Source organism: Streptomyces inhibens, assembly GCF_022221585.1.
In the GTDB taxonomy this organism is placed as follows: domain Bacteria; phylum Actinomycetota; class Actinomycetes; order Streptomycetales; family Streptomycetaceae; genus Streptomyces; species Streptomyces inhibens.
Genome location: NZ_CP084681.1, coordinates 2,852,956 through 2,878,851, shown reverse-complemented (window position 1 = coordinate 2,878,851; position 25,896 = coordinate 2,852,956). Strand labels below are relative to the sequence as shown.

The 25,896-nt window shown below is 70.8% G+C and carries 23 protein-coding genes, 1 pseudogene and 1 riboswitch; of the genes and pseudogenes, 18 read left to right on the top strand and 6 right to left on the bottom strand.

Annotation, left to right across the window (positions count from 1 at the left end; translation table 11 throughout):
• Positions 1-165: 165 nt before the first annotated feature.
• From ctaE to KI385_RS13295, 6 genes are all read left to right on the top strand, one after another.
• A complete protein-coding gene (gene ctaE, locus KI385_RS13320) occupies positions 166-786 on the top strand; it encodes an aa3-type cytochrome oxidase subunit III (protein WP_238572394.1) in 621 nt (206 codons plus the stop codon).
• A 77-nt stretch (positions 787-863) separates the two neighbouring features.
• Positions 864-1,673 (top strand): cytochrome bc1 complex diheme cytochrome c subunit, encoded by an 810-nt coding sequence (gene qcrC, locus KI385_RS13315; protein ID WP_128509368.1) that lies wholly within the window; start codon positions 864-866, stop codon positions 1,671-1,673.
• Positions 1,670-2,734, top strand: a complete 1,065-nt coding sequence (qcrA, locus tag KI385_RS13310; protein ID WP_425356910.1) for a cytochrome bc1 complex Rieske iron-sulfur subunit — start codon at positions 1,670-1,672, stop codon at positions 2,732-2,734. The genes qcrC and qcrA overlap by 4 nt, the downstream gene beginning before the upstream one ends.
• On the top strand, positions 2,731-4,368 hold the full coding sequence (gene qcrB / locus KI385_RS13305; protein WP_238572392.1) for a cytochrome bc1 complex cytochrome b subunit: 1,638 nt from the start codon (positions 2,731-2,733) through the stop codon (positions 4,366-4,368). Before qcrA ends, qcrB begins: the two co-directional genes overlap by 4 nt.
• 139 nt (positions 4,369-4,507) lie before the next feature.
• Complete coding sequence (gene trpD, locus KI385_RS13300) at positions 4,508-5,572, top strand: anthranilate phosphoribosyltransferase (RefSeq protein ID WP_238572391.1); 1,065 nt, start codon at positions 4,508-4,510, stop codon at positions 5,570-5,572.
• Positions 5,573-5,663: 91 nt separating this feature from the next.
• Positions 5,664-5,781: riboswitch (SAM riboswitch) on the top strand.
• A gap of 181 nt (positions 5,782-5,962) precedes the next feature.
• Positions 5,963-7,345 (top strand): aminotransferase class V-fold PLP-dependent enzyme, encoded by a 1,383-nt coding sequence (locus KI385_RS13295; protein WP_238572390.1) that lies wholly within the window; start codon positions 5,963-5,965, stop codon positions 7,343-7,345.
• 63 nt (positions 7,346-7,408) lie between these two features.
• Here the strand turns inward: KI385_RS13295 and KI385_RS13290 are convergent, their stop codons facing one another.
• The gene (locus tag KI385_RS13290; protein ID WP_006606094.1) at positions 7,409-7,690 is read right to left on the bottom strand and encodes an Lrp/AsnC family transcriptional regulator; all 282 of its coding nucleotides are present in this window, start codon (positions 7,688-7,690) and stop codon (positions 7,409-7,411) included.
• On the bottom strand, positions 7,687-8,367 hold the full coding sequence (locus KI385_RS13285) for a rhomboid family intramembrane serine protease (protein WP_238572389.1): 681 nt from the start codon (positions 8,365-8,367) through the stop codon (positions 7,687-7,689). Before KI385_RS13285 ends, KI385_RS13290 begins: the two co-directional genes overlap by 4 nt.
• Before the next feature lie 283 nt (positions 8,368-8,650).
• On the opposite strand from KI385_RS13285, the gene KI385_RS13280 reads away from it, so the two are divergent.
• The 5 genes from KI385_RS13280 to KI385_RS13260 all read left to right on the top strand — a co-directional run bounded on the left by KI385_RS13280 (position 8,651) and on the right by KI385_RS13260 (position 14,370).
• Positions 8,651-8,890, top strand: a complete 240-nt coding sequence (locus tag KI385_RS13280) for a hypothetical protein (protein WP_128509371.1) — start codon at positions 8,651-8,653, stop codon at positions 8,888-8,890.
• A gap of 18 nt (positions 8,891-8,908) precedes the next feature.
• On the top strand, positions 8,909-10,282 hold the full coding sequence (locus KI385_RS13275) for an NYN domain-containing protein (RefSeq protein ID WP_238572388.1): 1,374 nt from the start codon (positions 8,909-8,911) through the stop codon (positions 10,280-10,282).
• A gap of 303 nt (positions 10,283-10,585) precedes the next feature.
• A complete protein-coding gene (locus KI385_RS13270; protein ID WP_238572387.1) occupies positions 10,586-11,614 on the top strand; it encodes a C40 family peptidase in 1,029 nt (342 codons plus the stop codon).
• A 272-nt stretch (positions 11,615-11,886) separates the two neighbouring features.
• Positions 11,887-12,930, top strand: a complete 1,044-nt coding sequence (locus KI385_RS13265; RefSeq protein WP_238572386.1) for a C40 family peptidase — start codon at positions 11,887-11,889, stop codon at positions 12,928-12,930.
• A 51-nt stretch (positions 12,931-12,981) separates the two neighbouring features.
• Positions 12,982-14,370 (top strand): hypothetical protein, encoded by a 1,389-nt coding sequence (locus KI385_RS13260; RefSeq protein WP_238572385.1) that lies wholly within the window; start codon positions 12,982-12,984, stop codon positions 14,368-14,370.
• A 91-nt stretch (positions 14,371-14,461) separates the two neighbouring features.
• On the opposite strand, the pseudogene KI385_RS13255 reads toward KI385_RS13260, so the two are convergent.
• Positions 14,462-15,625 (bottom strand): annotated as a pseudogene (locus KI385_RS13255) (glycosyltransferase 87 family protein); the annotation flags it as partial.
• 176 nt (positions 15,626-15,801) lie between these two features.
• Between KI385_RS13255 and KI385_RS13250 the strand changes: the two are divergent.
• On the top strand, positions 15,802-16,944 hold the full coding sequence (locus KI385_RS13250; protein ID WP_238572384.1) for a glycosyltransferase family 4 protein: 1,143 nt from the start codon (positions 15,802-15,804) through the stop codon (positions 16,942-16,944).
• A 129-nt stretch (positions 16,945-17,073) separates the two neighbouring features.
• On the opposite strand, the gene KI385_RS13245 is transcribed toward KI385_RS13250, so the two are convergent.
• Complete coding sequence (locus tag KI385_RS13245; protein WP_238572383.1) at positions 17,074-18,870, bottom strand: AMP-dependent synthetase/ligase; 1,797 nt, start codon at positions 18,868-18,870, stop codon at positions 17,074-17,076.
• A 276-nt stretch (positions 18,871-19,146) separates the two neighbouring features.
• Between KI385_RS13245 and KI385_RS13240 the strand changes: the two genes are divergently transcribed.
• The 6 genes from KI385_RS13240 (at position 19,147) to KI385_RS13215 (ending at position 24,269) form a co-directional block, all read left to right on the top strand.
• Complete coding sequence (locus KI385_RS13240; protein WP_238572381.1) at positions 19,147-19,923, top strand: metallophosphoesterase family protein; 777 nt, start codon at positions 19,147-19,149, stop codon at positions 19,921-19,923.
• A gap of 258 nt (positions 19,924-20,181) precedes the next feature.
• Entirely contained in the window at positions 20,182-20,676 is a 495-nt protein-coding gene (locus KI385_RS13235; protein WP_238572380.1) for an SRPBCC family protein, read from the top strand.
• Positions 20,677-20,678: 2 nt separating this feature from the next.
• Entirely contained in the window at positions 20,679-21,890 is a 1,212-nt protein-coding gene (locus KI385_RS13230; protein WP_238572379.1) for an ArsA family ATPase, read from the top strand.
• A gap of 105 nt (positions 21,891-21,995) precedes the next feature.
• Complete coding sequence (locus tag KI385_RS13225; RefSeq protein WP_238572378.1) at positions 21,996-22,472, top strand: DUF5304 domain-containing protein; 477 nt, start codon at positions 21,996-21,998, stop codon at positions 22,470-22,472.
• Between the two features lie 87 nt (positions 22,473-22,559).
• Positions 22,560-23,501: an ROK family glucokinase gene (locus KI385_RS13220; RefSeq protein ID WP_238572377.1), complete on the top strand. Its 942-nt coding sequence runs from the start codon at positions 22,560-22,562 to the stop codon at positions 23,499-23,501.
• 6 nt (positions 23,502-23,507) lie between these two features.
• Positions 23,508-24,269: an endonuclease/exonuclease/phosphatase family protein gene (locus tag KI385_RS13215; protein WP_238572376.1), complete on the top strand. Its 762-nt coding sequence runs from the start codon at positions 23,508-23,510 to the stop codon at positions 24,267-24,269.
• Between the two features lie 43 nt (positions 24,270-24,312).
• On the opposite strand, the gene KI385_RS13210 is transcribed toward KI385_RS13215, so the two are convergent.
• Together KI385_RS13210 and KI385_RS13205 are read right to left on the bottom strand one after the other, a co-directional pair.
• The gene (locus KI385_RS13210; protein WP_238572375.1) at positions 24,313-24,972 is read right to left on the bottom strand and encodes a hypothetical protein; all 660 of its coding nucleotides are present in this window, start codon (positions 24,970-24,972) and stop codon (positions 24,313-24,315) included.
• Entirely contained in the window at positions 24,959-25,765 is an 807-nt protein-coding gene (locus KI385_RS13205) for an alpha/beta hydrolase (protein WP_238572374.1), read from the bottom strand. Before KI385_RS13205 ends, KI385_RS13210 begins: the two co-directional genes overlap by 14 nt.
• Between the last annotated feature and the right edge of the window lie 131 nt (positions 25,766-25,896).

The following is a 25,896-nucleotide window of genomic DNA, read 5'->3' as shown; positions in this document are numbered from 1 at the left end:
CCGACGGGCCGTCAGGACCGGTCCCGGCGGCGCCGGAGGAGGCCGGTCCACGCCGGGCGTCCTCCCTTCGGGCGACGGCGGAATTGGGCCGTACGAGCAGGGCATACGTCCTTGACACACCGAACGGCACCCCCCGGAGTGAGGGCGGGATAAGCGACCGACATAATGTCGGTCGTGGCGACAGCAACGACAGTAGAAACCGGGCACGCGCACCCGTCGGTCAATCGGCCGAACCTCACCAGCGTCGGAACCATCATCTGGCTGAGTTCCGAGCTGATGTTCTTCGCGGCCCTCTTCGCGATGTACTTCACCCTTCGATCGGTGACCGGAGCCGAGTATTGGAAGGAATCCGCCGATGCGCTGAATCTTCCGTTCTCCGCGACCAACACCACGATCCTGGTGCTCAGCTCTCTGACCTGCCAGCTCGGCGTTTTCGCGGCCGAGCGTGGCGATGTCAAGAAGCTCCGGGCCTGGTTCGCGGTCACCTTCGTCATGGGTGCGATCTTCATCGGCGGTCAGGTCTTCGAGTACACGGAGCTGGTCAAGCACGAGGGCCTGTCGCTCTCGTCCGGCCCGTACGGCTCGGTGTTCTACCTGACCACCGGCTTCCACGGACTGCATGTGACGGGCGGTCTGATCGCCTTCCTGCTGGTCCTGGGCAGGACGTACGCGGCCAAGAGGTTCACCCACACGCAGGCCACCGCGGCCATCGTCGTGTCCTACTACTGGCACTTCGTCGATGTCGTCTGGATCGGCCTCTTCGCCACGATCTACCTGATCCGGTAACCGGTCCCGACCGACCCGCATATCAGACAGACATAGCCAAAGCATCGACGCAGAAGATCCTGACACCGGGGTAATCCGTGAAAAAGCTCTCCGCACGACGGCGCCATCCGCTGGCGGCGCTCGTCGTCCTACTCTTCGCGCTGGCGGTCACTGGGGGGCTGTACGCCGCGTTCGCGCCGGCGGACAAGGCTCAGGCCGATGACACCGCCCAGTCTCTTGCCATCAAGGAGGGCAAGAAGCTCTTCGCCGTGGGCTGCGCCAGCTGCCACGGCACCGGCGGTCAGGGCACCACCGACGGCCCCAGCCTGGTCGGCGTCGGCGCCGCGGCCGTGGACTTCCAGGTGGGCACCGGCCGTATGCCGGCCCAGCAGCCCGGCGCCCAGGTGCCGCGGAAGAAGAACATCTACACCAACGCCCAGATCGACCAGCTCGCGGCCTACGTCGCGTCGCTGGGCGCCGGTCCCACCGTGCCCGAGAAGTCGCAGTACAGCTCGGACGGTGCCGACATCGGCAAGGGCGGCGAACTGTTCCGCACCAACTGCGCGCAGTGCCATAACTTCACCGGTAAGGGCGGTGCCCTCACCAACGGCAAGTACGCGCCGACGCTCGAGGGCGTGGACCCGAAGCACATCTACGAGGCCATGGAAACCGGCCCGCAGAACATGCCCTCCTTCGGTGACGGCTCGCTGAGCAAGCAGAACAAGAAGGACATCATCGCGTACCTCGGCGCCGTCAACGGCGATGAATCCGAGAGCCCCGGCGGCCTCGACCTCGGCGGTCTCGGTCCGGTCAGTGAGGGTCTCTTCGGCTACATCTTCGGCCTGGGCGCGCTGGTCGCGGTCGCCATCTGGGTCGCAGCCCGGACTACGAAGGCCAAGAAGTCATGAGCGAGACTGGACGACACGAAGACGTGCCAGAAGAAATTCTGCCCAGTGAGCGGGAGACGGCTCACGAAGGCGTGGTGACCACGGCGGACAACCCGTTCGCCGACCCGGGCCTGCCGGCCCACGAGCACCGCGCCCAGGACATCGACGAGCGGGCCGCCAAGCGCTCCGAGCGCACCGTCGCCCTCCTCTTCCTGGTGTCCATGATCGCCACGGTCGGCTTCATCGCCGCGTACGTGGCCATCCCGATCGACAAGATCGTCTACATCTGGCCGCTCGGCTACATCAGCGGTCTGAACTTCGCGCTCGGTCTGACGCTCGGCGCGGCGCTCTTCTGCATCGGCGCCGGCGCGGTCCACTGGGCCCGCACGCTGATGTCGGACGAGGAGGTCGCCGACGAGCGGCACCCGATCCAGGCTCCGCCCGAGGTCAAGGCCAAGGTTCTGGCGGACTTCGCACAGGGTGCGAAGGAGTCGCAGTTCGGCCGCCGCAAGCTGATCCGCAACACGATGTTCGGTGCGCTGGCCCTGGTGCCGCTCTCCGGCGTGGTGCTGCTGCGCGACCTCGGTCCGCTGCCCGGTACGAAGCTGCGCACGACGAACTGGAAGAAGGGCGTCCGGCTCGTCAACCAGTCCACCAACCTCCCGCTGCGTCCCGAGGACATCGCGGTCGGCTCCCTGACGTTCGCCAAGCCCGAGGGGCTGGAGGACGACGACGAGGAGTTCGCGGAGAAGATCGCCAAGGACGCCCTGATGCTCGTGCGGATTCAGCCGCAGAACATCAAGGACAAGCACGAACTGTCCTGGTCGCACGAGGGCATCGTGGCGTACTCGAAGATCTGCACCCACGTGGGTTGCCCGATCAGCCTGTACGAGCAGCAGACGCACCACGTGCTCTGCCCCTGCCACCAGTCGACGTTCGACCTCTCTGACGGTGGTCGGGTGATCTTCGGTCCGGCCGGACACGCCCTGCCGCAGCTGCACATCACGGAGAAGGACGGCTTCCTGGAGGCCGCAAGCGGCTTCGAGGAGCCCGTCGGCCCGAGCTTCTGGGAGCGCGGATGAGTAACGAGACGAGCGCGACCACCACGCGCCGTGGCCAGGCGCCACGGGGCGAGCGGATCGCCGACTGGGCGGACGGCCGGCTGGGCATCTACAGCCTCGCCAAGTCCAATATGCGCAAGATCTTCCCGGACCACTGGTCCTTCATGCTGGGTGAGGTCGCGCTCTACAGCTTCATCATCATCATCCTGACCGGTGTCTATCTGACGCTGTTCTTCCACCCGAGCATGGCCGAGGTGACCTATCACGGTTCCTATGTGCCCATGCAGGGGATCCGGATGACGCAGGCCTTCGAGTCGACGCTGAACATCAGCTTCGACGTCCGGGGCGGTCTCCTTATAAGGCAGATCCACCACTGGGCCGCGCTGGTCTTCCTGGCCGCGATGATGGTCCACATGATGCGGGTGTTCTTCACCGGCGCCTTCCGCAAGCCGCGCGAGGTCAACTGGCTGTTCGGCTTCCTGCTGTTCGTGCTGGGCATGTTCACCGGCTTCACCGGCTACTCGCTCCCCGACGACCTGCTCTCCGGTACCGGTGTGCGGTTCATCGAGGGCGTCATCCTGGCGATGCCGCTGGTCGGCTCGTACCTGCAGATGTTCATCTTCGGCGGGGAGTTCCCGGGGCACGACATCATCCCGAGGTTCTTCACGGTGCACGTGCTGCTGCTGCCGGGCATCATGCTCGGCCTGCTGGTGGCGCACCTGATCCTGGTCTTCTACCACAAGCACACCCAGTTCCCGGGTGCCGGCAAGACCAACAACAATGTCGTGGGCATGCCGCTACTGCCGGTCTACATGGCCAAGGCCGGAGGCTTCTTCTTCCTGGTCTTCGGTGTGATCTCGGTGATCGCCGCGATCGCCAGCATCAACCCCGTGTGGGCCATAGGGCCGTACCGGCCGGACCAGGTCTCCACTGGTGCGCAGCCGGACTGGTACATGGGCTTCGCCGAGGGCCTCGTCCGTGTCATGCCGGGCTGGGAGTGGAACTTCTGGGGTCACACCGTCAACTTCGGTGTGCTGATCCCGATTCTGATCTTCCCGCTGGTCCTGGTCGCCATCGCGGTCTACCCGTTCGTCGAGTCCTGGGTCAAGGGTGACAAGCGCGAGCACCACATCCTGGACCGCCCGCGCAACGTCCCGACCCGTACCGGCTTCGGTGTGGCCTGGCTGGTCGCGTACTTCGTGATGCTGATCGGTGGCGGTAACGACCTGTGGGCCACGCACTTCCACCTGTCGCTCAACTCGCTCACCTGGTTCGTCCGGATCGGATTCTTCGTCCTTCCGGTGCTGGCCTTCATCGCCACCAAGCGGATCTGCATGGGTCTGCAGCGGCGCGACAAGGACAAGGTGCTGCACGGCCGCGAGTCGGGCATCATCAAGCGCCTGCCGCACGGTGAGTTCATCGAGGTCCACGAGCCGCTCAGCCAGGAGCAGCTGCACGTCCTCACGCAGCACGAGCAGCCCGAGCCGCTCGAGCTGGGCCCGGAGGTCGACGAGAACGGCGTCGAGCGCAAGCTGTCGCGCTCGCAGAAGCTGCGCGCCAAGCTCTCGAAGTCCTTCTACGGCGAGGACAACGTCATCGCCAAGCCCACGGTCGAGGAGTACCAGGAGATCACCAGCGGCCACGGCCACCACTGATCACCTCGGCGCCTCGTAGCGCACCGTAGGTAGTACGCCACCCAGAGGGCCCCGTCCGGCGATCGGACGGGGCCCTCCGGCATATCGCCGGCTCGGTAGGGTGACGGCATAAGCAGGAGACGAACCAGGAGCGTGGACCATGAACGTTGTGACCCCGGTTGGCGGCGACAGCGTGGCGGCCCGCACCTGGCCGGGCATCCTGAACGCCCTGCTCGACGGCCGTGACCTCGCCGCGGACGACACCGCCTGGGCGATGGACAAGATCATGCGGGGCGAGGCCAGCGACGCCCAGATCGCCGGGTTCGCGGTGGCGCTGCGGGCCAAGGGCGAGACCGTCGCGGAGATCTCCGGACTCGTCCGGACGATGTACGCGCACGCCCGGCTGATCGAGGTGCCGGGGCCGAGCGTCGATATCGTCGGCACCGGCGGCGACGGCGCCAAGACCGTCAATATCTCCACGATGTCCTCGATCGTGGTGGCCGGCACCGGCGCGAAGGTCGTCAAGCACGGCAACCGCGCGGCGTCCTCGGCCAGCGGCGCCTCCGACGTCCTGGAGAAGCTCGGCGTCAATCTCGATCTCACCCCGCGGCGGGTCGCCGAGGTCGCGGAGGAGGCGGGCATCACCTTCTGCTTCGCGGTGAAGTTCCACCCCGCGCTGCGCCATGTCGCCAATGCCCGCGGCCAGCTCGGCATCCGTACCACCTTCAATGTGCTGGGCCCGCTGACCAACCCCGCGAAGGTCCGCGCCCAGGCGACCGGCGTCGCGGACGCCCGGATGGCGCCGATCCTGGCCGGGGTGCTCGCCGAGCGCGGCTCCTCGGCGCTGGTGTTCCGCGGCGACGACGGTCTGGACGAGCTGACCACGACCGCGACCTCCCGGGTGTGGATCGTGCGGGACGGTGCGGTGCGCGAGGAGGCCTTCGACCCGCGGGACGTCGGGATTCCGCTGGTGCCGGTGGAGGCGCTGGGCGGTGCGGACGCCTCGTACAACGCGGATGTGGCCCGCCGGCTGCTGGACGGGGAGACCGGGCCGGTGCGTGAGGCGGTGCTGCTGAACTCCGCGGCGGCGCTGGTCGCGCTGGAGCCGGCCGACGCCCCGCTGGCGGAGCAGATCCGGGCCGGTATCGACAAGGCCGCCGCCTCGATCGACTCCGGGGCGGCCAAGCGGGTGCTGGAGCGCTGGGTGGCCGCCAGCAACGCATGAGCGGCCGGTGACGCAGAGTGTGACGCAAGCCCCAGTCCGTCATACGGACCGGGGCTTGTGCGTTGTTGATCGTGTGGCATGATGCTGCGCAGGTCACGAGTGACAGCGACATAGGCCCCGGCCCGCTGTCCGGCAACCCTCCTTCCGTGGCGGGGTGCCCCGGGTGATGACCAGGCCGCAGGCAGCGAGGTCTGCGGCAAGCGCGGATCCCTCGCCAGGGATCCTGGTCCTCGAGGGAGAACTTCCGTGAATCAGCGAATGCGATAGGGCCGACGGCCCCTTTTTCCGCACCCCTTTTCTTTTTACGCTGCGGCGCTCCGCCGTGCGCTGTGACGCACCCTGACGCGCCCGCCCCGCAGCGAATTCGCTTATCTCTCACGGGAGTTCGCCATGTCTGTTTCCGCCGTTGCCGCCGACCGCTCCGTTTGTGCCCCGCTGCCGGTTCTCGGCCGGGATGTCCTGGTCCCGCTCGTGACCGGCGGCGAGGTCGACTACGCCGCGCTGGACTACGCCGCCAGCGCGCCGGCGCTGCAGCGGGTCTGGGACGACGTGGCCGCCTACGCCCCGTACTACGGCAGCGTGCACCGCGGCGCCGGCTACCTCTCGCAGCTGTCCACCGACCTCTTCGAGAACAGCCGCGCCACCATCGCGAAGTTCCTCGGCTGTGGGCGACGGGAGGGCGACCAGGTCGTGTTCACCCGCTCCACCACCGACTCGCTCAACCTGCTCGCCGCCGTACTCCCGCAGAACACCCGGGTGTTCGTCTTCGAGACCGAGCACCACGCCTCGCTGCTGCCGTGGGAGCAGCGCCCGGACACCGCGGTGACGTATCTGAACGCGCCGCGCACCCCGCAGCAGGCGGTGGACACGCTGGAGAAGGCACTGGCCGAGCGCGAGCCGTACGGGCCGGCGCTGGTGTGTGTGACCGGTGCGTCGAATGTGACCGGTGAACTGTGGCCGGTGCGGGAGCTGGCGGCCGCCGCGCATGCGCACGGCGCGCGGATCGTGCTGGACGCGGCGCAGCTCGCCCCGCACCACCCCGTCGACATCGCGGAGCTCGACGTCGACTGGGTCGCCTTCTCCGGACACAAGCTGTACGCGCCGTTCGGCGCCGGTGTGCTGGCCGGCCGCGCCGACTGGCTGCAGGCCGCCGAGCCGTACCTCGCGGGTGGCGGCGCCAGCCGTAAGGTCTCCCGCCGTACGGACGGCGGTGTGGACGTCGAGTGGCACACCACCGCGGCCCGGCACGAGGCCGGTTCGCCGAACGTCATCGGCGCCTACGCCATCGCCTCCGCCTGCCAGGCGCTGACCGAGGCCGGTTTCGACGGTCTGGTCGCCCGCGAGCAGGAGCTGATCGCCCGTGTCCGCGAGGGCCTGGCCGAGGTGCCCGAGGTCAATGTGCTCTCGCTCTTCGGCGACGACGCCCCGCGGGTGGGCGTGCTCTCTTTCGTCGTCGAGGGCTGGAACAGCTCGCACTTCGCGGCCGCGCTGTCCGCCGAGTACGGCATCGGGGTGCGCGACGGGCTGTTCTGCGCGCACCCGCTCGTACGGACCCTGCTGGGCAGCGAGCCGCAGGAGCCGGGGGAGTGCGGTGCCCCGGAGACGGCGCCTGGCGAGCGTTCCTTGAACGCCATCCGGGTCAGTTTCGGCGCCGGCACCCCCGACGAGCATGTCGAGCGGTTCGTGCGGGCGGTCAAGGAGCTGGTGGCGGACGGCGCGCGCTGGAACTACCGCACCGAGGACGGGCGTTGCGTGCCCGACACCTCGGCCTGACGACGAGGACCGAGCGGTCTTCGCCGTCGGGCGCGGCGTCCAGGGCACGCCCTAGGACACGCCCTACGCGTCCAGGCCGATGGCGAAGGCCGCTTCGAGGTCGTGCTGGGAGTACGTACGGAAGGCGATATGCGTCTCCGTGGAGGCGACGCCCGGCACCTTGCTGATCCGGCCGGGGATGACATCCGCGAGGTCGTCGTGGGCGGCGACCCGCACCATGGCGATCAGGTCGTGCGCACCGGTGACCGAGTAGACCTCGCTGACGCCGTCCAGTGCGGCGATCTTCTCGGCGATCTCCGGGATCTGGTCCACGCTGGTCTTGATGAGCACGATCGACGTGATCACGGCTGGCTCTCTCCCTCGGTCGCCCGGACATTCCCCCTGGTGGCCCCCACACTATCCCTCCCGTAGCGGACCCATGCGTAGAGGAAACCGAGCGCGAAGCCGACCACATGCGCGAGGTAGGCGACACCGGGGCCGTGGGGGTCGTCCTGGGCGGCCTGCCACTGCAGGAAGAACCAGAACAACAGCACGATCCAGGCGGGAAAGCGCAGCGGCAGGAAGAACAGGAACGGGAAGACGCTGGTGACCCGGGCCTTGGGGAAGAGGTAGAGGAAGGCGCCCAGTACGCCGGAGATCGAGCCGGAGGCGCCCACCAGCGTCTGGCCCGAGCCGGCGTGTGCGGCCGCGTAGCCGAGCAGTGCCAGGTAGCCGATGATGAGGTAAAAGGCGGCGAACGGCAGCCGGCCCATCCGTGCCTCGGCCATCGCGCCGAAGACGTACAGAAACAGCATGTTGCCGAGCAGATGCAGCCAGCTGCCGTGGACGAACAGCGCGGTGAGCGGGGTGATCAGCGCCCGCGCCGAGCCGCTCCACAGATCCAGCGGGATCACGCCCCACCGCTCGAAATACGCGGTCTGGGCCTTCAACAGGGCGTCGCCGCTCCCGTATATCCGGTTCAGGCCGGAGGCGGGCCCGATCACGAAGACCGCGCAGCACAGGCAGATCAGGACATTCGTCATCCGTGAAAAGAGCGCTTTGAGGGAGCGGACGGGGTGCGCGGGACGGGTGAGACCGGGCAGACGAGGAGGAGAAGACGGCGCCGTCATGAAGCGATCATGGCTCAATGGGGGGCAATCGGGACAGAGTGCCTCGCCGCGTCCCGGCTCCTGGGCGGGGCCCGCACCGGCCCCCCATCAGGCCGTAGGGTTGCAGGCATAACCTTGCGAACTCCCGCAGTCCGACGGCGCACCGCGTGAACCGCACGACAGCACGAGATCGATGAGCACGAAAGAGGACGACACGATGGCTGTTCCCCTGCCGACGGCCGAAACCCGGTGGCGTTGCACGCTGTGCGGCAACCTCACGCGTTTCGATGTGACCCGTCAGTCCAAGGTCGTGGAGTACGTCCACCTGGACCTGGCCGGGGACCCGAAGGTGGAGGAGCGCGAGGTTCTCAGTGAGAGCATCGAGTCCGTGCGCTGCCGCTGGTGCAACGCGGTCGACCAGATCGAGCTGGTCGACCGTCCGGGCGCGAGCGCCTGAGATCGGAGCGATGCAGCCGTGGTGGACCGTCCAGAAGGGGAGCCGGGGGCCCAGCGTGACGACGCACCCGAGGGTGCGGCGGACGAAGTGCTCGACCGACCGCTGCCCGAGGGCGTACGGCGCCGGGTCGTGGCGCTCACCGCGGAGTCGTTCGGCGCGCTGACGGTCGCCGAACTCCCATCGCCGCTGCGGCAGTACGCCCGGTTCACCCCGACTCGTCGGGCCAAGTTCGCCGGAAACGCGATGGCCGCGGCGCTGGAGAGCGATGCGGTCTTCCGGCAGCGGATCGCGGCCAAGCTGCGCGAGGCCCAGCCGGAGCTGGCCGAGGCCCTGGACCACGGCAACCCGCCCGCCGCGGCCGATCCGCTCGATGTGGCCGCGGCCGCCTATGTGCTGCGCCCGGACGGCTGGGTCAAGCTTGTCGCGGCGGCGGGTGAGGAGGCCCAGCGGGCGCGGGCCGAGCGGGCCGGCGAGGAGGCCGAGCGGGAGCTGGCCGGACTGCGCGAGGAGCTGGCGCAGGCACGCGGTGAGGCCCGTGCGGACACCGAACGCATCAGGACGGATCTGGACGCCGTCCGCAAGGAGAACGAATCGCTGCGGCGCAAGCTGCGCAGCGCGCTGAGTGACGTCAAGCGCGGTGAGGCGGCGGTGCGCAAGGCCGAGGCCGCGCTGACCGAGGCGCGGGACCGGGCGGCCACCGAGAAGACCGCGGCGGACAGCGAGCTGCGCCGGCTCAAAGCCCGGATCGCCGAGGCCGAGGCGCTGCTGGAGACCGGCCGGCGGGCCGCCCGCGAGGGGCGCAGCGTCGAGGACATGCGGCTGCGGCTGCTGTTGGACACGGTCCTGGACGCGGCCCAGGGGCTGCGCCGCGAGCTGGCCCTACCGCCCGCCAACGTCCACCCGGCGGACACCGTCGAGGCGGTCGCTCCGGGCCGGATGACGCCCAAGGACATTGCCACGCGGGCGCTGTCGGAGACGGACCCGGCGCTGCTCGACCAGCTTCTGGCGCTGCCTCAGGCGCATTTGGTGGTGGATGGCTACAACGTCACCAAAACCGGCTATCCGACCATGCCGCTCGACAAGCAGCGGCTGCGGCTGCTGGGCGGTCTCGCGGTGCTGGCGGCGCAGACCGGCGCGGAGATGACGTGTGTCTTCGACGGTGCGGAGCTGGCGGCGCCGGTGCTGCTCGCGCCGCCGCGTGGAGTCCGGGTCCTTTTCAGCAAACCGGGCGTAACGGCCGATGAGTTGATTCGTCAGCTGGTAAGGGCCGAACCGCCCGGCCGTCCGGTCGTCGTGGTCTCCACGGACCGGGAAGTGGCCGACGGTGTCGCCAAGGCCGGGGCGCGGCCGGTCGCATCGGCCTTGCTCCTCAAACGACTTGCCCGCACCTGACGCAACGCGCCCCGAGGGCCGCCGGAGCCCGGGAAGTCGCTTGCCATCCGTATCTGAGCGTCAATTGATGCTTACTGCCTGTGTGATGTTGGTAAAGGATGGGGTTTGTGGCGCAGATTTTTCCCGTGAGGATTTGAAGCGATCACAGCTCGGTTACTAAGGTCAGTCCGAACCTTCATACAGGTGATCATCCAACCGGGATGAACAGTGAAGGTACCGCCGAGTCCGCGGCGTTCACGCGGAGCCGGGGTCTTACCCCCCCACTTCCCGGTAGGCGGCTGGAGGAAGAAGGAGCTCGCCCCCGTGGCGTCCCACCGTCGACCCAAGCAGCCGAGCCGTACCCGCGTGACCGTGCTCACCGCCACCGCCGCGGCGGCCGTCGCCCTCTCGTCCCAGGCCGCCCAGGCCGACCCCCACCAGCAGTCGAAGAAGGACGTCAAGTCCGAGGTCGACAAGCTCTACGAGCAGGCCGAGCAGGCCACCGAGAAGTACAACGGGGCCAAGGAGCAGCAGGACAAGCTCCAGAAGGAGGTCGACGACCTCCAGGACAAGGTCGCCCGCGGTCAGGGCGAGCTCAACCAGCTCCGCAAGGGCCTGGGGGCGGTCGCCTCCGGCCAGTACCGCAGCGGCAGCATCGACCCCTCGGTCCAGCTGTTCCTCTCCGGCGACCCGGACACCTACCTCGAAAAGGCCGCCACGCTCGACCAGTTGAGCGGCAAGCAGGCCGAGCAGCTGAAGACCATCGCGGACAAGCAGCGCCGGCTCGCCCAGGAGCGCGAGGAGGCCGCGAGCAAGATCAAGGACCTCTCCGAGACCCGTAAGGCGCTCGGTGACAAGAAGGACGAGATCAAGGGCAAGCTCGCCAAGGCGCAGGAGCTGCTCAACACCCTGACCGCCAAGGAGCGGGCGGCCATGCAGGCCAAGGAGGACCGCGCCAACCGCAGCAACGAGCGGGTCAACCTCGGCGATGACGTGCCCGCTTCGCAGCGCGGTGCGGCCGCCCTGCAGGCCGCCCAGTCCAAGATAGGTTCGCCCTACGTCTGGGGCGCCACCGGCCCGTCGTCCTTCGACTGCTCGGGTCTGACCTCCTGGGCCTACCAGCAGGCCGGCCAGTCGCTGCCGCGTACCTCGCAGGCACAGGCCAACGCCGGTACCCGGATCGGTTCGCAGGACGCCCTCAAGCCCGGCGATCTGGTGCTCTTCTACAGCGACCTGCACCACATCGGCCTCTACGCGGGCAACGGCCAGGTGCTGCACGCGCCGAAGCCCGGCGCCTCCGTGCGCTACGAGGCGATCGGCAACATGCCGTTCGCGTTCGGCGTCCGGGTCTGAAAAGCCTCACAACACTCTCAACCTGACGCCCGTTCGGGCGAACTGCGGCCCTCGCCGCTGACCTACCGCCCCGCCGGTGACCTGCACAGTCACCGGCGGGGCGGCTTTTTGCGTACGAAAAGTGGTCTTTGTTCGGTGTGGACCGGCGCCGTTACTGTCTGCCCTCGCAGCATCCGGTCACCGACGCCCTCCAGGGCGGCAGGGTCTTCCCCCAAGCTCTCGGCTGCGCTCGAACAGGGGGGGGGACCCCCATCGAAAGGAGTGCGGCTCTCGTGGTGTCCCACCGCCGTACCTCGCAGCAGGGCCAGACCACCCTCGCCGGGGTCACCGTTCTGTCGGCCGCCCTGGCGACCGCCGCCGCGCTGTCGGCACAGCCGGCCTCCGCCGACCCCGCGAAACACCCGGTCGCCGGCCGCGAAGCGGCGACCGCACAGGTCGACAAGCTCTACGAGCAGGCGGAGCGGGCCACCGAGAAGTACGACGGCGCCGACGCCCGGGCCAAGCAGCTGCGCGACGAGGTGGCGACCCTGCAGGACCGCACCGCCCGCGCCCAGGAGCGGGTCAACCGGATGCGCGGCCGGCTCGGCGCGCTGGCCGCCGCCCAGTACCGCGACGGCGGGCTGGACCCCACCCTCAAGCTGATGCTCTCCGAGCGGCCCGACAGCTACCTGGAGAAGGCCTCCACACTCGACCGGCTCAGCAACGCGCAGGCCGGCCGGCTGCACGAACTGCGGGCGGCGCAGCGGTCCCTGGAACAGCAGCGCCGGGAGACCGTACGCAAGCTGGCGGAGTTGGAGGCCGGCCGCAAGGACGTCGCCCGCCACAAGAAGGACGTCCAGCGCAAGCTGGCCGCCGCGCGGCGGCTGCTGAACGCGCTCCCCAGGGACGCCAGGGAGGCCTACGCCCGGGCCTCCAGGAGTGATGGACGCGGCGAGGTGGTCCCCGACCTGGGCGGCGCCGTACCGGCCTCCGGGCGGGCCGCCGCGGCCGTCGCCGCGGTGCGCGCCGCCGTCGGCTCCCCGTACGCCTGGGGAAGCAGCGGCCCCTCCGCCTTCGACTGCTCCGGACTCACCCAATGGGCCTACGGCCGGGCCGGCGTCTGGCTGCCCCGTACGTCGCAGGCCCAGCGCGGCGCCGGCCGGCAGGTCCCGCTCAGCCAGGCACAACCCGGTGACCTGGTCATCTACCGCTCGGACGCCAGTCACGTCGGGATGTACGTCGGCAACGGCCATGTGGTCCACGCGCCCTATCCCGGCGCGCGGGTGCGCTACGACCCGGTCGCGATGATGCCGATCTCGGCCGTCACCAGGCCCTGAGGCGGATCCCAGCGTTTTTGCCCCGGCCGGCCCGGATCTACGATCGTCCGCATGTCAGACCAGTGGGCGAGACGGGCGCCGTCGCGTGCCCGGGCGGCGGGCTGCGCCGCGCTGCTCCTCGCGCTGCTCGCCCCCGTGGCCGGCTGCGGGCCCGCGCCCTCGCCGTCGGCCCGTTTCCCGGACGTCCAGCGCATGCTCGACGCCCGTGCCCAGGCCGTCCGGCAGCGGGACGAGACGGGCTTTTTGGCCGCCGTCGACCCCCGCGCCACCGGCTACCGCAACAGTCAGCGCGCCATGTTCGCCCACCTGGCCGGTGTCCCGCTCGCCGACTGGAACTACGACCTCGACTCGACCGACGCCTTCCCGCTCCCCGACGGCGGTGAACAGCTGGCCGCGAAGGTACGGCTGCGCTACCGCCTCAAGGGCTATGACACCGCGCCGGTCAACGCCGTCCAGTACCTCACGCTCACCGAGCGCGACGGCCGCTGGCTGATCTCCTCGGACACCGACGGCACGGCGGTCGGCAGGATCGGCACCCGCCAGCTGTGGGACCAGGGTCCGGTACGGCTGGTCCGCGGGCGCTACAGCCTGGTCCTGGGCGGCGCCGGGCATCCGGCGCGGCTGCGGGACCTGGCGCGCCGGGTGGACCAGGCGGTGCCCGTGGTCTCCGACGCCTGGAAGGGGAAGTGGGCGCACAAGGTGGTGGTGGAGGCGCCCGACTCGGTCGAGGGGATGGCGCAGCTGATGGGCAGCGACGACCCGTCCGGCTATGCCGGGATCGCGGCGGTGACCACCGGCGAGGCGGGGGTGTCGACGAGCGCGCCCGCGGACCGCGTGATCGTCAACCCCGATGCGTACGAGGAGCTCAACGACCTCGGCCGCAAGGTGGTCCTCACCCACGAGACCACGCATGTCGCCACCCGTACGGTCACCACCGCGGCCACCCCCCTGTGGCTCTCCGAGGGCTTCGCCGACTGGGTCGCCTACCGCGGTACCCGTCGCAAGCCCGCCACCGCCGCCCCCGAACTCACTCGCGCGCTCGCCGGGGGCAAGCTCCCCGCCCGCCTCCCGACCGACGCCGACTTCGGCTTCAAGGCCGGCGCCGACCGGCTGGCGAAGGCGTACGAGGGCAGCTGGCTGGCCTGCCGGATGATCGCCGACAAGTGGGGCGAGGCCAAGCTGATCACGTTCTACCGGGCGGCGGGCAAGAGCGGGATACCCGCCTCGGCCGGGAACACGGGCGCGCCCATGGAGGCCGTGCAGGGGACGGCGGCGCCCCACGGCACCGCCCGGGCGGGATCCCCCGGCCGGCACCACCCGGACCGCCCGCCGTCCCGCGCCGACCGCACGGACCGCGCGATGCGGACCCAACTGGGCGTCGGCCTGGAGGAGTTCACCCGTCGGTGGCGGGCTTATGTGAAGCGGCTGTTGGAGCGGTGAGGGGGGCAGCGGTATCGCCCGCCGCCGTCCGCGCGGCGATCAGCTCGACGGACCCGGGGAGCCCGCGTCCGGGCCCGCGCGTCGAGGTTCACAGCCGGCGGCAGGCGAGCAGCGATGCGGCGACCAGCAGCCCGTTGCGCAGCGCCAGCAGCGCGATGCCCCGCAGATCGCTCGCCACCACATGCGCGAACCCGACCGGGAACTCCAGCAGTGTGACCCCGGTGGCGAGCAGGACCAGCACCGCAGCCGGCGCCTGCCGGCTGCCGCGTACGGTCATGCACACCGCGGCCAGCCCCACCAGCCAGAGCATGTACTGCGGGCTGATCACCCGGCTGGTGGTGGTGAACAGCAGGGTCGCGGTGAACGCGGCGTCGCACAGCGTCGCGGGCGTGCGCTCCCGGGCGTGCATCCGCCACAGGACCAGCCAGCCCAGCGCGGCGACGCTCAGCGCGAGCGCGAGGGTGCTGACGAGCGGGACCCCCGGTCCGAGGAACTCCACCGAGCCGTAGTTCAGCAGCACCTGGCCGCTCCACCCGTAGTGGCGGGCGACATGGAAGACCAGGGCGCCGAGCGACTCGATCTCCGTACCGCGATCGCGCTGGAAGGTGAGGAAGGCCAGCGCGCCCGGTGCGGCGGCCACGAAGAACAGGGTCAGCCCGGCCGCGCTGCCGGCGGCGCTGCGCCACAGGGCGCCCGCCCGGCGGCCGCGGAGCGCCGCCCCGGTGAGCAGCAGCGCGGGCCAGACCTTCAGCAGCGCACCGAACGCGACCAGCGCGCCCGCCACCCGCGGCCGGCGGACGGCGGCGAACAGCGCGGCGGCGGCGACCGCGGTGACCAGCAGGTCGTAGCGGGCGTACGCGGTCGGGCCCAGCAGCGTGACGCCCACGATCCACACCCACGCCCCGGCCGGGCGATGGCCGGGGCGCCGGCCGGCACGCAGGAAGAGCGCGAGCGCCGCCGCGTCCGCGGCCAGGACCAGGGCGTAGAACGCCGGCGCGTAGTCGAGGGGCAGCAGACCCGGGGCGAGCACGGCGAGCGCGGCGGCCGGCGGGTACTGCCAGGTCACATCGTCCAGCGGGAAGGTGCCGGTCTTCAGGACCTCGAACCAGCCCTGGTAGATCACCGAGACATCGGTGGTGACATCCGGTCCCGGCAGCACCAGCACTCTCAGGACGCACAGCAGGACCACGGCCCGGGTCACGGCCCACACCGCGACCGGGAGTCCCGCCCCGCGCGCTCTGCTGATGCTGGTCATCGTCACCTCGTCGCTCGTCGGCCGCGCCTGCCGACATGATGCCGGTAGGGGCTGGTCACGACCGTAGAGGAGAGACGGGCGTGGCGGGGCGGGCCGCCGCCGGCCGTTCCGCGACCGGTACTGTCGGGCCCGAACCGCCGAGACCGACCGCTCGGACCGACCGTCGAGAGACCATCGTGCACAAGACCCTGATCGTCACGAACGACTTCCCGCCCCGGCCCGGCGGTATCCAGGCCTTTCTGCACAGCATGGCGCTGCGTCTGGACCCCTCCCAGGTCGTCGTCTACGCCTCGACCTGGAAGCGCGGCAAGGAAGGTCTCGCGGCCACCGCGGCGTTCGACGCCGAGCAGCCCTTCCCGGTCGTCCGGGACCGTACGACGATGCTGCTGCCCACCCCGAGGGTGACCCGGCGGGCCGCCGGGCTGCTGCGCGAACACGGCTGCTCCTCCGTATGGTTCGGCGCCGCCGCGCCGCTCGGGCTGATGGCTCCCGCGCTCCGCTCGGCCGGCGCCCGCCGCATCGTGGCGACCACACACGGCCATGAGGCGGGCTGGGCGCAGCTGCCGGCCGCCCGCCAACTGTTGCGCCGTATCGGCGAGGGCACGGACACCCTCACCTACCTCGGCGAGTACACCCGCTCGCGGATCGCGGACGCACTCACTCCCGAAGCCGCCGCACGGATGGTCCAACTCCCGCCCGGCGTCGACGAGAAGACCTTCCACCCGGGCTCGGGCGGCGACGCCGTACGGGCCAGACTCGGGCTCGCCGGGCGGCCGGTCGTGGTGTGTGTCTCACGGCTCGTACCGCGCAAGGGGCAGGACACCCTCATCGAGGCGATGCCCGCCATCGTGTCCGCGGTGCCCGACGCGGTGCTGCTGATCGTCGGCGGCGGCCCGTACGAGAAGGAGCTGCACGCGCTGGCCCTGGAGAAGGGCGTCGGGGACGCGGTGCGCTTCACGGGGGCGGTCCCCTGGGAGGAACTGCCCGCCCACTTCGGCGCCGGCGATGTCTTCGCGATGCCGTGCCGCACCCGCCGCGGCGGGCTCGATGTCGAGGGCCTCGGCATCGTCTACCTGGAGGCCTCGGCGACCGGGCTCCCCGTCGTGGCGGGCGACTCGGGCGGCGCCCCCGACGCGGTCCTGAACGGCGAAACCGGCTGGGTCGTCCCCGGCGGCTCCCCGACCCCCACCGCCGAACACATCATCACCCTCCTCAAGGACCCCGCCCTCCGCCGCACCATGGGCGAACGCGGCCGCGCCTGGGTCGAGGAGAAATGGCGCTGGGACCTGCTGGCGGAGCACCTCAAGGAGCTGCTGTAGGCGGCAGGCCGGCCCTCGACGGCGGCCCGCCACAAGAAGATCCGCCGCCGCGGCGCTCGGCCACGACGGCGGATCTCGACGGTGTCCGGCCGACCGGACATCCACGTCCGGTCACCCGTCGGGCCCGTCCTAGGCCCGGTAAAGCGCCTCGATCTCCTCGGCGAAGTCCTTCGCCACGACATTCCGCTTCAGCTTCAGCGACGGCGTGACATGGCCCGACTCCTCGGTGAACTGGGCCGGCAGGATGCGGAACTTGCGGACCGACTCGGCCTTCGAGACGGCCGCGTTGCCGTCGTCGACGGCGCGTTGGACGGCGGCCAGCAGCTCGGGGTCGTCGGCGATCTCGGCCGGCTTCACGTCGGCGGGGTGGCCGTGCTCCTCGGCCCAACGGGGGAGGAACTCCTCGTCGAGGGTGACCAGCGCGCCGATGAAGGGCCGGCCGTCGCCGACGACCATGCATTCGGCGATCAGGGCGTGCGCCCGGATGCGGTCCTCGATCACGGCGGGGGCGACGTTCTTGCCGCCCGCGGTGACCAGTATTTCCTTCTTGCGGCCGGTGATGGCGAGGTAGCCGTCCTCGTCGAGGGTGCCGAGGTCGCCGGTGTGGAACCAGCCGTCGGACAGGGCCTCTTTGGTGGCCGTGGGGTTGTTCCAGTACTCGGTGAAGAGGTGCTCGCCGTGCAGCAGCACCTCGCCGTCGTCGGCGATACGCACCACGGAGCCCGGCAGCGGCTGGCCGACGGTGCCGATCTTCTGGCGGTCCCAGGGGTTGAAGGCGGTGGCCGCGCAGGATTCCGACAGGCCGTAGCCCTCCAGGGCGGTGAAGCCGATGCCGCGGTAGAAGTGGCCGAGGCGTTCACCGAGCGGGGCGCCGCCGGAGATGGCGTGGGTGGCGCGGCCGCCGAGGACGGCCCGCAGCTTGCCGTAGACCAGCCGGTCGAAGACCTTGTACTTCAGCTTCAGGCCGAGCGCCGGGCCGTCCGCGGTGTCCAGCGCGCGGCTGTACGCGATCGCGGTCTCCGCGGCCTTGTCGAAGATCTTGCCCTTGCCGTCGGCCTGGGCCTTGGCCCGCGCCGAGTTGTAGACCTTCTCGAAGACCCGGGGCACGCCCAGGATCAGCGTCGGCCGGAAGGAGGCGAGGTCGTCGGTGAGGTTCTTGATGTCGGGGGCGTGGCCCAGCTTGATGGGGGCCATCACGGAGGCGACCTGCACCAGGCGGCCGAAGACATGGGCGATGGGGAGGAAGAGCAGGACCGAGGAGTCACCGGTGCGGAACAGCGGGCGCAGCCGCTCGACGATATTGCCGCACTCGGCGAAGAAGCTGCGGTGGCTGAGCACACAGCCCTTGGGGCGGCCGGTGGTGCCGGAGGTGTAGACGATGGTGGCCGGCGAGTCCGCGTCGGCGAGCGCGCTGCGCGCGTCCACCTCGTCGTCGGTGAGGCCGGCGCCGGCGGCCCGCAGCCGGGCGATGGCGTCCCGCTCGATCTGCCAGATGTTCGCCAGGTCGGGCAGCCGGTCGCGGACCGATTCGACGGTCGCCTCGTGGCCGGGGGTCTCCACCAGGCAGGCCACCGCGCCGGAGTCGCCGAGTATCCACTGGATCTGCTCGGCGGAACTGGTCTCGTACACGGGGACGGTGATCGCGCCGGCGCTCCAGATGGCGAAGTCCAGCAGTGTCCACTCGTAGCGGGTGCGCGACATCAGGCCGACCCGGTCACCGGGCTGGATTCCGGAAGCGATCAGGCCCTTGGCGGCGGCGCGGACCTCGGCGAGGAAGGTGGTGGCGGTGACGTCCTGCCACTCACCGTTCACCTTGCGTCCCATGACGGCAACATCCGGGTGCTGCGCGGCATTTCGGCGGATAAGATCCGTCAGATTGCCGTCCGCGGGGACCTCGTACAGGGCCGGAAGGCTGAACTCGCGCAAGACTGCTGCTCCTCAAAAGCGCCGGCGCCACGACGCTGTGTGTACACCGGCGGCGGTCCATGATCATGCAGGGGGGATTGGACTGCCCGGACGTTACCCATGGGTATTGCGGTTGGGATAGGGGGTGACGCCCAGATGTTCGATGCGTCACACGCTGGGAGATACGCCATGGGGACTGTCCCGCGCAGACTAGACCAGCGGGTCGGTGACCCGAAAGTAACCCCAGCTCGTCCGGGGGCCCTCCCCGCGCGCGCTCGCGCGATCTAGGGTGACGCCATGCGCGTGCATGTGGTCAGTGATGTACACGGCAACAGCCGGGACCTCGCGGCGGCCGGGACCGGCGCCGACGCCCTGGTCTGCCTCGGTGACCTGGTCCTCTTCCTCGATTACGCCGACCACTCGCGCGGCATCTTCCCCGACCTCTTCGGCGCAGCGAACGCCGGCGCACTGGTCGAACTCCGCACCGCCCGGCGCTTCGAGGAGGCCCGCGAGCTCGGCCGCAGGCTGTGGGGAGAGCTGGACGGCACGGGCGTGAGCCGCGAGTCGGTCATCGAGGGCGCGGTCCGCAGGCAGTACGCCGAACTCTTCGCGGCCTTCCCGACACCCACGTACGCCACCTACGGCAACGTCGACATACCGCGCCTGTGGCCCGAGTACGCCGGGCCCGGTACCACCGTCCTGGACGGACAGCGGATCGAGATCGGCGGCCGGGTCTTCGGCTTCGTCGGCGGCGGACTGGCCACGCCGATGCGCACCCCGTACGAGATCAGCGACGAGGAGTACGCCGCCAAGATCGAGGCGGTCGGCGAGGTCGACGTGCTGTGCACCCACATCCCGCCGGACGTGCCCGAGCTCTGCTACGACACCGTCGCCCGCCGCTTCGAGCGCGGCAGCGCGGCGCTGCTGCACGCCATCCGCACCACCAGGCCGCGCTACTCCCTCTTCGGTCATGTACATCAGCCGCTCGCCCGCCGGGTCCGGATCGGGGGCACGGAATGCGTCAATGTCGGCCACTTCAACGCCACGGGGACGCCATACGTTCTGGAGTGGTGAGCGGGAACGGGCGGGGGCGGAGCGCCCGGTGGCCGGCGGCCCGAGGGCCGTGTGCCCGGTCGTGGCGGGCCCGCTGGTGTCCGCCTCCGTTCGCCCGCGCGGTAGCCTCAGAGCCTGTCGTCGAATCCCGGCCGGGCTCGACGACGGGCTCTTGGCAGCAGAGACACCGCGCGGTGGGGTCTCCCCTGCTCGAACGGAGCTGAGAGCTTGGGGAAGAGTCGGCGGACCGGCATGAATCGGCATGGAGGAGTCACGGCGATGGCCGAACACACCAGCTCGAGCATCACGATCGAGGCGGCACCCGCCGAAGTGATGGGAGTGATCGCCGACTTTGACCGCTATCCGGAGTGGACCGGCGAGGTCAAAGAGGCAGAGGTGCTCGACAAGGACGACGAAGGCCGCGCGGCGCAGGTGCGCCTGCTGCTGGACGCCGGCGCGATCAAGGACGACCACACCCTCGCCTACACCTGGACCGGTGCGAACGAGGTCAGCTGGTCCCTGGTCAAGTCCCAGATGCTGCGCGCCCTCGACGGCTCCTACCGTCTCGCCGCGCTGAACAACGGCGCCAGCACCGAGGTGACGTACCAGCTCACCGTCGACGTCAAGATCCCGATGCTCGGGATGATCAAGCGCAAGGCCGAGAAGGTCATCATCGACCGTGCGCTGGCCGGGCTGAAGAAGCGCGTCGAGAGCGGCCACGACGACGGGCCCGTCGACGAGGCCCGGTCCGCCGACGAGGCCAAGAAGCTCTGAGCGTGCGCATCGTCCTTGTCACGGGGCCCGGCGGCGCGGGCCGCACCACGCTCGCCGCCGCGACCGCCCTGGCCGGCGCCCGGCAGGGCGCGCGGGCACTCCTGCTCACCACCGAGAGCAGCGCGCCGGAAACGGTGCTGGGCACCCCCCTCGGCGCCGACGCGCCCACCCCGATAGCGCCCGGTCTGCACGCCCGGCGGATCGACCCCGGCGACCGCTTCCGCCAGGAATTCCTCGCCTTCCAGGAGCGCGCCGGCGCCGCCCTCGACCTGCTCGGCGCGGCCCCCCTCGACGAGGACGAGCTCACCGAACTCCCGGGCTCCGAGGACTTCGCGCTGCTGCACGCGCTGCGCGCCGAACACGCCTCGGACGACTGGGACATGGTCGTCGTCGACATGCCGTCGGCCTCCGAAACGATCCGGCTGCTCGCCCTGCCCGCCCAGGTACGCCGCTATCTGCGCCGCCTGCTGCCGCCCGAGCGCCAGGCGGCCCGCGCGCTGCGCCCGGTGCTCGCCCAGCTCGCCGGCGTCCCGATGCCGGCCCAGAAGCTGTACGAAGCCGCCGAGCGCTGGGAGACCGAACTCGCCGCCGTCCAGCGGGCGATCGACGACCCCGGCACCTCCGTACGCCTGGTCACCGAGGCCGGCCCGGTCGCCGCCGCCAACCTGCGCACCATCCGCGCCGGACTCGCGCTGCACGGCCGCCGCACCGACGGCGTGGTCGTCAACCGGCTGCTGCCCACCGGCTCCGCCGACCCGTTCCTCGCCGCGCTCTCCGGCAGCCAGCAGACCGCTCTCAAGGCGCTGCGCGAGGAATTCCCCGACGTGCCCGTCCACGAGGTGCGGCACCTGGGCCGTGACCCCCAGGGCGTCGACGAGCTCGACGAGCTGATCGACGGGCCGACCGGCGAGATCGGCGAAACCGGCGGGACCGGGCCCGTCGACGGACCCCGCCCCGACCCGTGGACCGTCGAGGACCGTCTGGCCACCGACGGCATCCTGGTCTGGCAGGTGCCGCTGCCCGGCGCCGAACGCAGGGGCCTCGGCCTGGTGCGCCGCGGCGACGAGATCGTGGTGACCGTCGGCCGCTTCCGCCGGATCCGTACGCTCCCCTCCGCGCTGCGCCGTTGCACCGTCTCCGGCGCGGGACTGCGCGACGGTGTCCTGGAGATCCGCTTCACCCCCGACCCGGGCCTGTGGCCCAAGAGCGACTGAACGCGGTACCACCGTTCGGGTAACGTCGAGGGTGAGCCGTCCCGACGTGCCCGTCCCGCACCCCTTCGCCGTACCGCCTCGCCGCAGGAGTCCACGGAGTTCATCATGAGCGATGCCACCGAGCGCCCCGCCGACCACAGTGCCGAGCCCGATGCCGACGCCTGGGAGACGGCCTGCGCCGAGGACCTCGCGGCCGAGAAGGCCCGCCGCCGCTCCACGTACGGCCCGCAGCCGGGCAGCGCCGCCGAGGAGCTGCGCAAGCTCGCCGACGCGGTGACGGACAAGCTCGCCGGCATCCAGCTGCCCGGCGCGCTCGGCGGAATCGCCGCACAGGGAGCCGTCAACCAGCTGTTCAAGCAGGCCAAGGCCGCCGTCGAGCCGGTCATCGAGCGCAATCCCGATATCTTCGACCACCTCGCCGCGGCCGGCTCCGAGCTGCTCGCGGCCTACCGCTCCGCCGTTGAGGGCAGTGAGCGCCGCTGGACCCGTGACGATGTCGACGACCGGCCCGGCGGCCGCCGCGACGACGATCCGCGCGACGACGACGGCCCTGCGGGCACCGAGCGGATCGATCTCGACTGATCCCCCAAAGGCTCAACGACCAGGGAGGTCCCTCCATCTCCGGTACGGTGGATCCTGGCGGGGTTCGAGCGAAAAACTGAGGGACACATGGGACTCACCATCGGCGTCGACATCGGCGGCACGAAGATCGCGGCCGGCGTGGTCGACGAAGAGGGCTCGATCCTTGAGACGTGCAAGGTTCCGACGCCGCAGTCCACCGATGCGCTGACCGAAGCCATCGCGGAGGCGATCCGCACTGTCGGGGCCGGCCATCATGTCGAGGCCGTCGGCATCGGCGCCGCCGGCTATGTCGACGAGAAGCGGGCCACGGTCCTGTTCGCACCGAACATCGACTGGCGCCACGAACCACTCAAGGACAAGGTCGAACAGCGCGTCGGCCTTCCCGTCGTCGTCGAGAACGACGCCAACGCCGCGGCCTGGGGCGAGTACAAGTTCGGCGCCGGCCAGGGCCACAGCGACGTCATCTGCATCACCCTCGGCACGGGCCTGGGCGGCGGCATCATCATCGGCAACAAGCTGCGCCGCGGCCGCTTCGGTGTCGCCGCCGAATTCGGCCACATCCGGGTCGTGCCCGACGGCCTGCTGTGCGGCTGCGGCAGCCAGGGCTGCTGGGAGCAGTACGCTTCCGGCCGCGCCCTGCTGCGCTACGCCCGCCAGCGCGCCTTCGCCACCCCCGAGAACGCCCAGATCCTGCTGTCGCTTGGCGACGGCACCTCCGAGGGCATCGAGGGCCGGCACATCAGCGAGGCCGCCCGCCAGGGCGACCCGGTCGCCATCGATTCCTTCCGGGAGCTGGCCCGCTGGGCCGGCGCGGGCCTCGCCGACCTGGCCTCGCTCTTCGACCCCTCCGCCTTCATCGTCGGCGGTGGCGTCTCGGACGAGGGCGAGCTGGTGCTCGAACCGATCCGCAAGTCCTTCCGCCGCTGGCTGGTCGGCAACCAGTACCGGCCACACGCCCAGGTGCTCGCCGCCCAGCTCGGCGGCAAGGCGGGGCTGGTGGGCGCCGCCGACCTGGCGCGCCAGGGCTGACCGCCGATGGTGGCTGAGTGCCCCGGGCTCCCCGCGTCCGGCACCGAGGAAGACGGATCCGCGATCGTCCGTGTGCTCAGCTACAACATCCGCTCGATGCGCGACGACCGGGCGGCGCTGGCCAGGGTCATCCAGGCCTGCGCCCCCGATCTCGTGCTGATCCAGGAGGCGCCGCGGTTCTTCCGCTGGCGCAAGGCCGCCGAGCGGCTGGCCCGCGCGGCCGGCCTGGTGTATGTCACCGGCGGCGGCACGACCGCGGGCCCGATGATCCTCTCCACGCTCCGCGCCCATGTGGAGCGTACGGAGGACGTTCTGCTGCCCCGCACCCCCGGGCTGCACCAGCGCGGTTTCGCCACCGCGGTGGTCCGGCTCGGCCGGGCCCGGCTGGGCGTGCTCAGCTGCCATCTCAGCCTCGCCGACCGGGAGCGGTACGAGCAGGCCGGGCTGCTGCTGGAGCGGCTCGCCGCCTTGGAGGCGCCGCACGCCGTCGCCGGGGGCGACCTCAACGACCGGCCGGAGGGCCGTAGCTTCCGGCGGGTGGCGGGGGCGCTCAGGGACGGGTGGGCGGCCGAACCGTGGGGCGGGGAGTTCACCTCCACGCCCCTTGAGCCACGGCAGCGGATCGACGCGGTCTTCACCACCGACGGCGTCGAGGTGCTGGGATGTGGGGTCCCGCATGGGCTTCCGGGCGTGCGGGGGGATGACCTTCAGGCCGCGTCGGATCACTTGCCGGTGCTGGCGGCCTTGCGGGTGCCGGCCGGCGGTTAGACCTTCGGCCGCGTGTCCTCAATCGCCGGACGGGCCGAATACCTCACACGACCGCGCCGCTGCCCGGCAGGTCGTCATCGTCGCCGTCGTCGTCGTTCTTCATCCTCGCCACCAGAGTGGCGAAGCCGCCCAGGAAGCCGCCGATGCCGAGGACGGTGATCCACCACGTCACCGGCTGCTGGAAGATCACCATGGCCACCAGCAGCAGCGGGCCGCCGAGCGCCGCGATCCAGGCGAACTTGGCGGTGACATCGGCCTTCGGCAGCGGGGGCGGCTCGGGCGGGGTGAAGTGGCCCTCGTCGGTCGCGTCGAAGTCGTCGTCGGACGGCTCGGAGGCGGCCCAGTCGCGCGGTCCGACGCCCGGTGCGAAGACGACGAAGCTGCCCGGACGCGCGGTGTCGCCGGGGCGCGCGGTGTCGCCCGGGCCGCTTTCGTCGCCGGTGCCCTTCCCGTCGTCAGGATCGCTCTTCCGGCCGTCCGGATCGCCCTTCCCGTCGTCCGGTTCGCCCTTCCCGTCGTCCGGATCGGCCTTTCTGTCCCGCACGGCCTTCACGTCCGTCGCGTCGTGGGTGTTCTTCGCGTCCTTGGTGGCGTCGCCCGCCGCGGGGAACGACGGCTGCTCGCCGTAGCCCGCCACGATCTCGGCCCAGGCGGCCTCTTCGTCCAGCGGGTCCCGGGGGTCGCGGGGGCTACGCTCCGCCACGGGTCGCCGTTCCCTCCTGGGCAGCGTCCGCCGCGTCCGTCCGCGCCTCCGGGGCGAGCCGGGAGATGAAGGCGAAGGTGTCCCGGAAGATCTGCTCCGCGTCGTGGTCGAGCGTGGCGACGTGGTAGCTGCGCTCCAGCAGCGTCTGCCGGACGTCCGTCGACGAGACCCGGGCGAGGATCCGCTCGGAGTCCACCGGCGGTACGACATGGTCCTGCGGGCTGGTCATCACCAGCAACGGCTGGGTGACGCCCGGGAGTTCGGAGTCGACCTGCTGGAAGAGCCGGCGCAGCGAGTGCGCCGCGTGCAGCGGCACCCGGTCGTAGCCGACCTCCTCGGAGCCGGGCTTGGCGATGTCGCTCGCGATCCCCTTGGTCGTCCGTACGAGGTGGCGCAGCACCGGCAGCAGCGGCGCGGCCGCGTCATGCACCTTGTTGCCGGGGTTGACCACGGCCACCCCGCTGATCGCATCGCCGTGCTTGGCGGCCAGCCGCAGCGCCAGCGCGGCGCCCATCGACAGGCCGCAGACGAAGACCTTGGTGCAGTGCTCGGTGAGCGCGCGCAGTTCGCGGTCGACCTCGGCGTACCAGTCCTGCCAGGTCGTGATCTGCAGGTCCTGCCAGCGGGTGCCGTGACCGGGCAGCAGCGGCAGGGCGACGGTCAGCCCCTGGTCGGCCAGATATTCGGCCCAGGGGCGCACAGACTGGGGGGAGCCGGTGAAGCCGTGGCACACAAGGACGCCGACCTCTCCGCCGTCACGGCGGAACGGCTCGGCTCCGGGAAGGAGCGGCACCGGGGGACTCCGTTCGATAAGGGGACCTGGCGAGTTACCTAAGAGTACGCAAAGTGACGGCAGGCGGGTAGGTCCGAGGACCGGCGCGGGGCGAGCGGCGCCCCCGGGGCAGGTTAAGGTCTTTGCGTCAC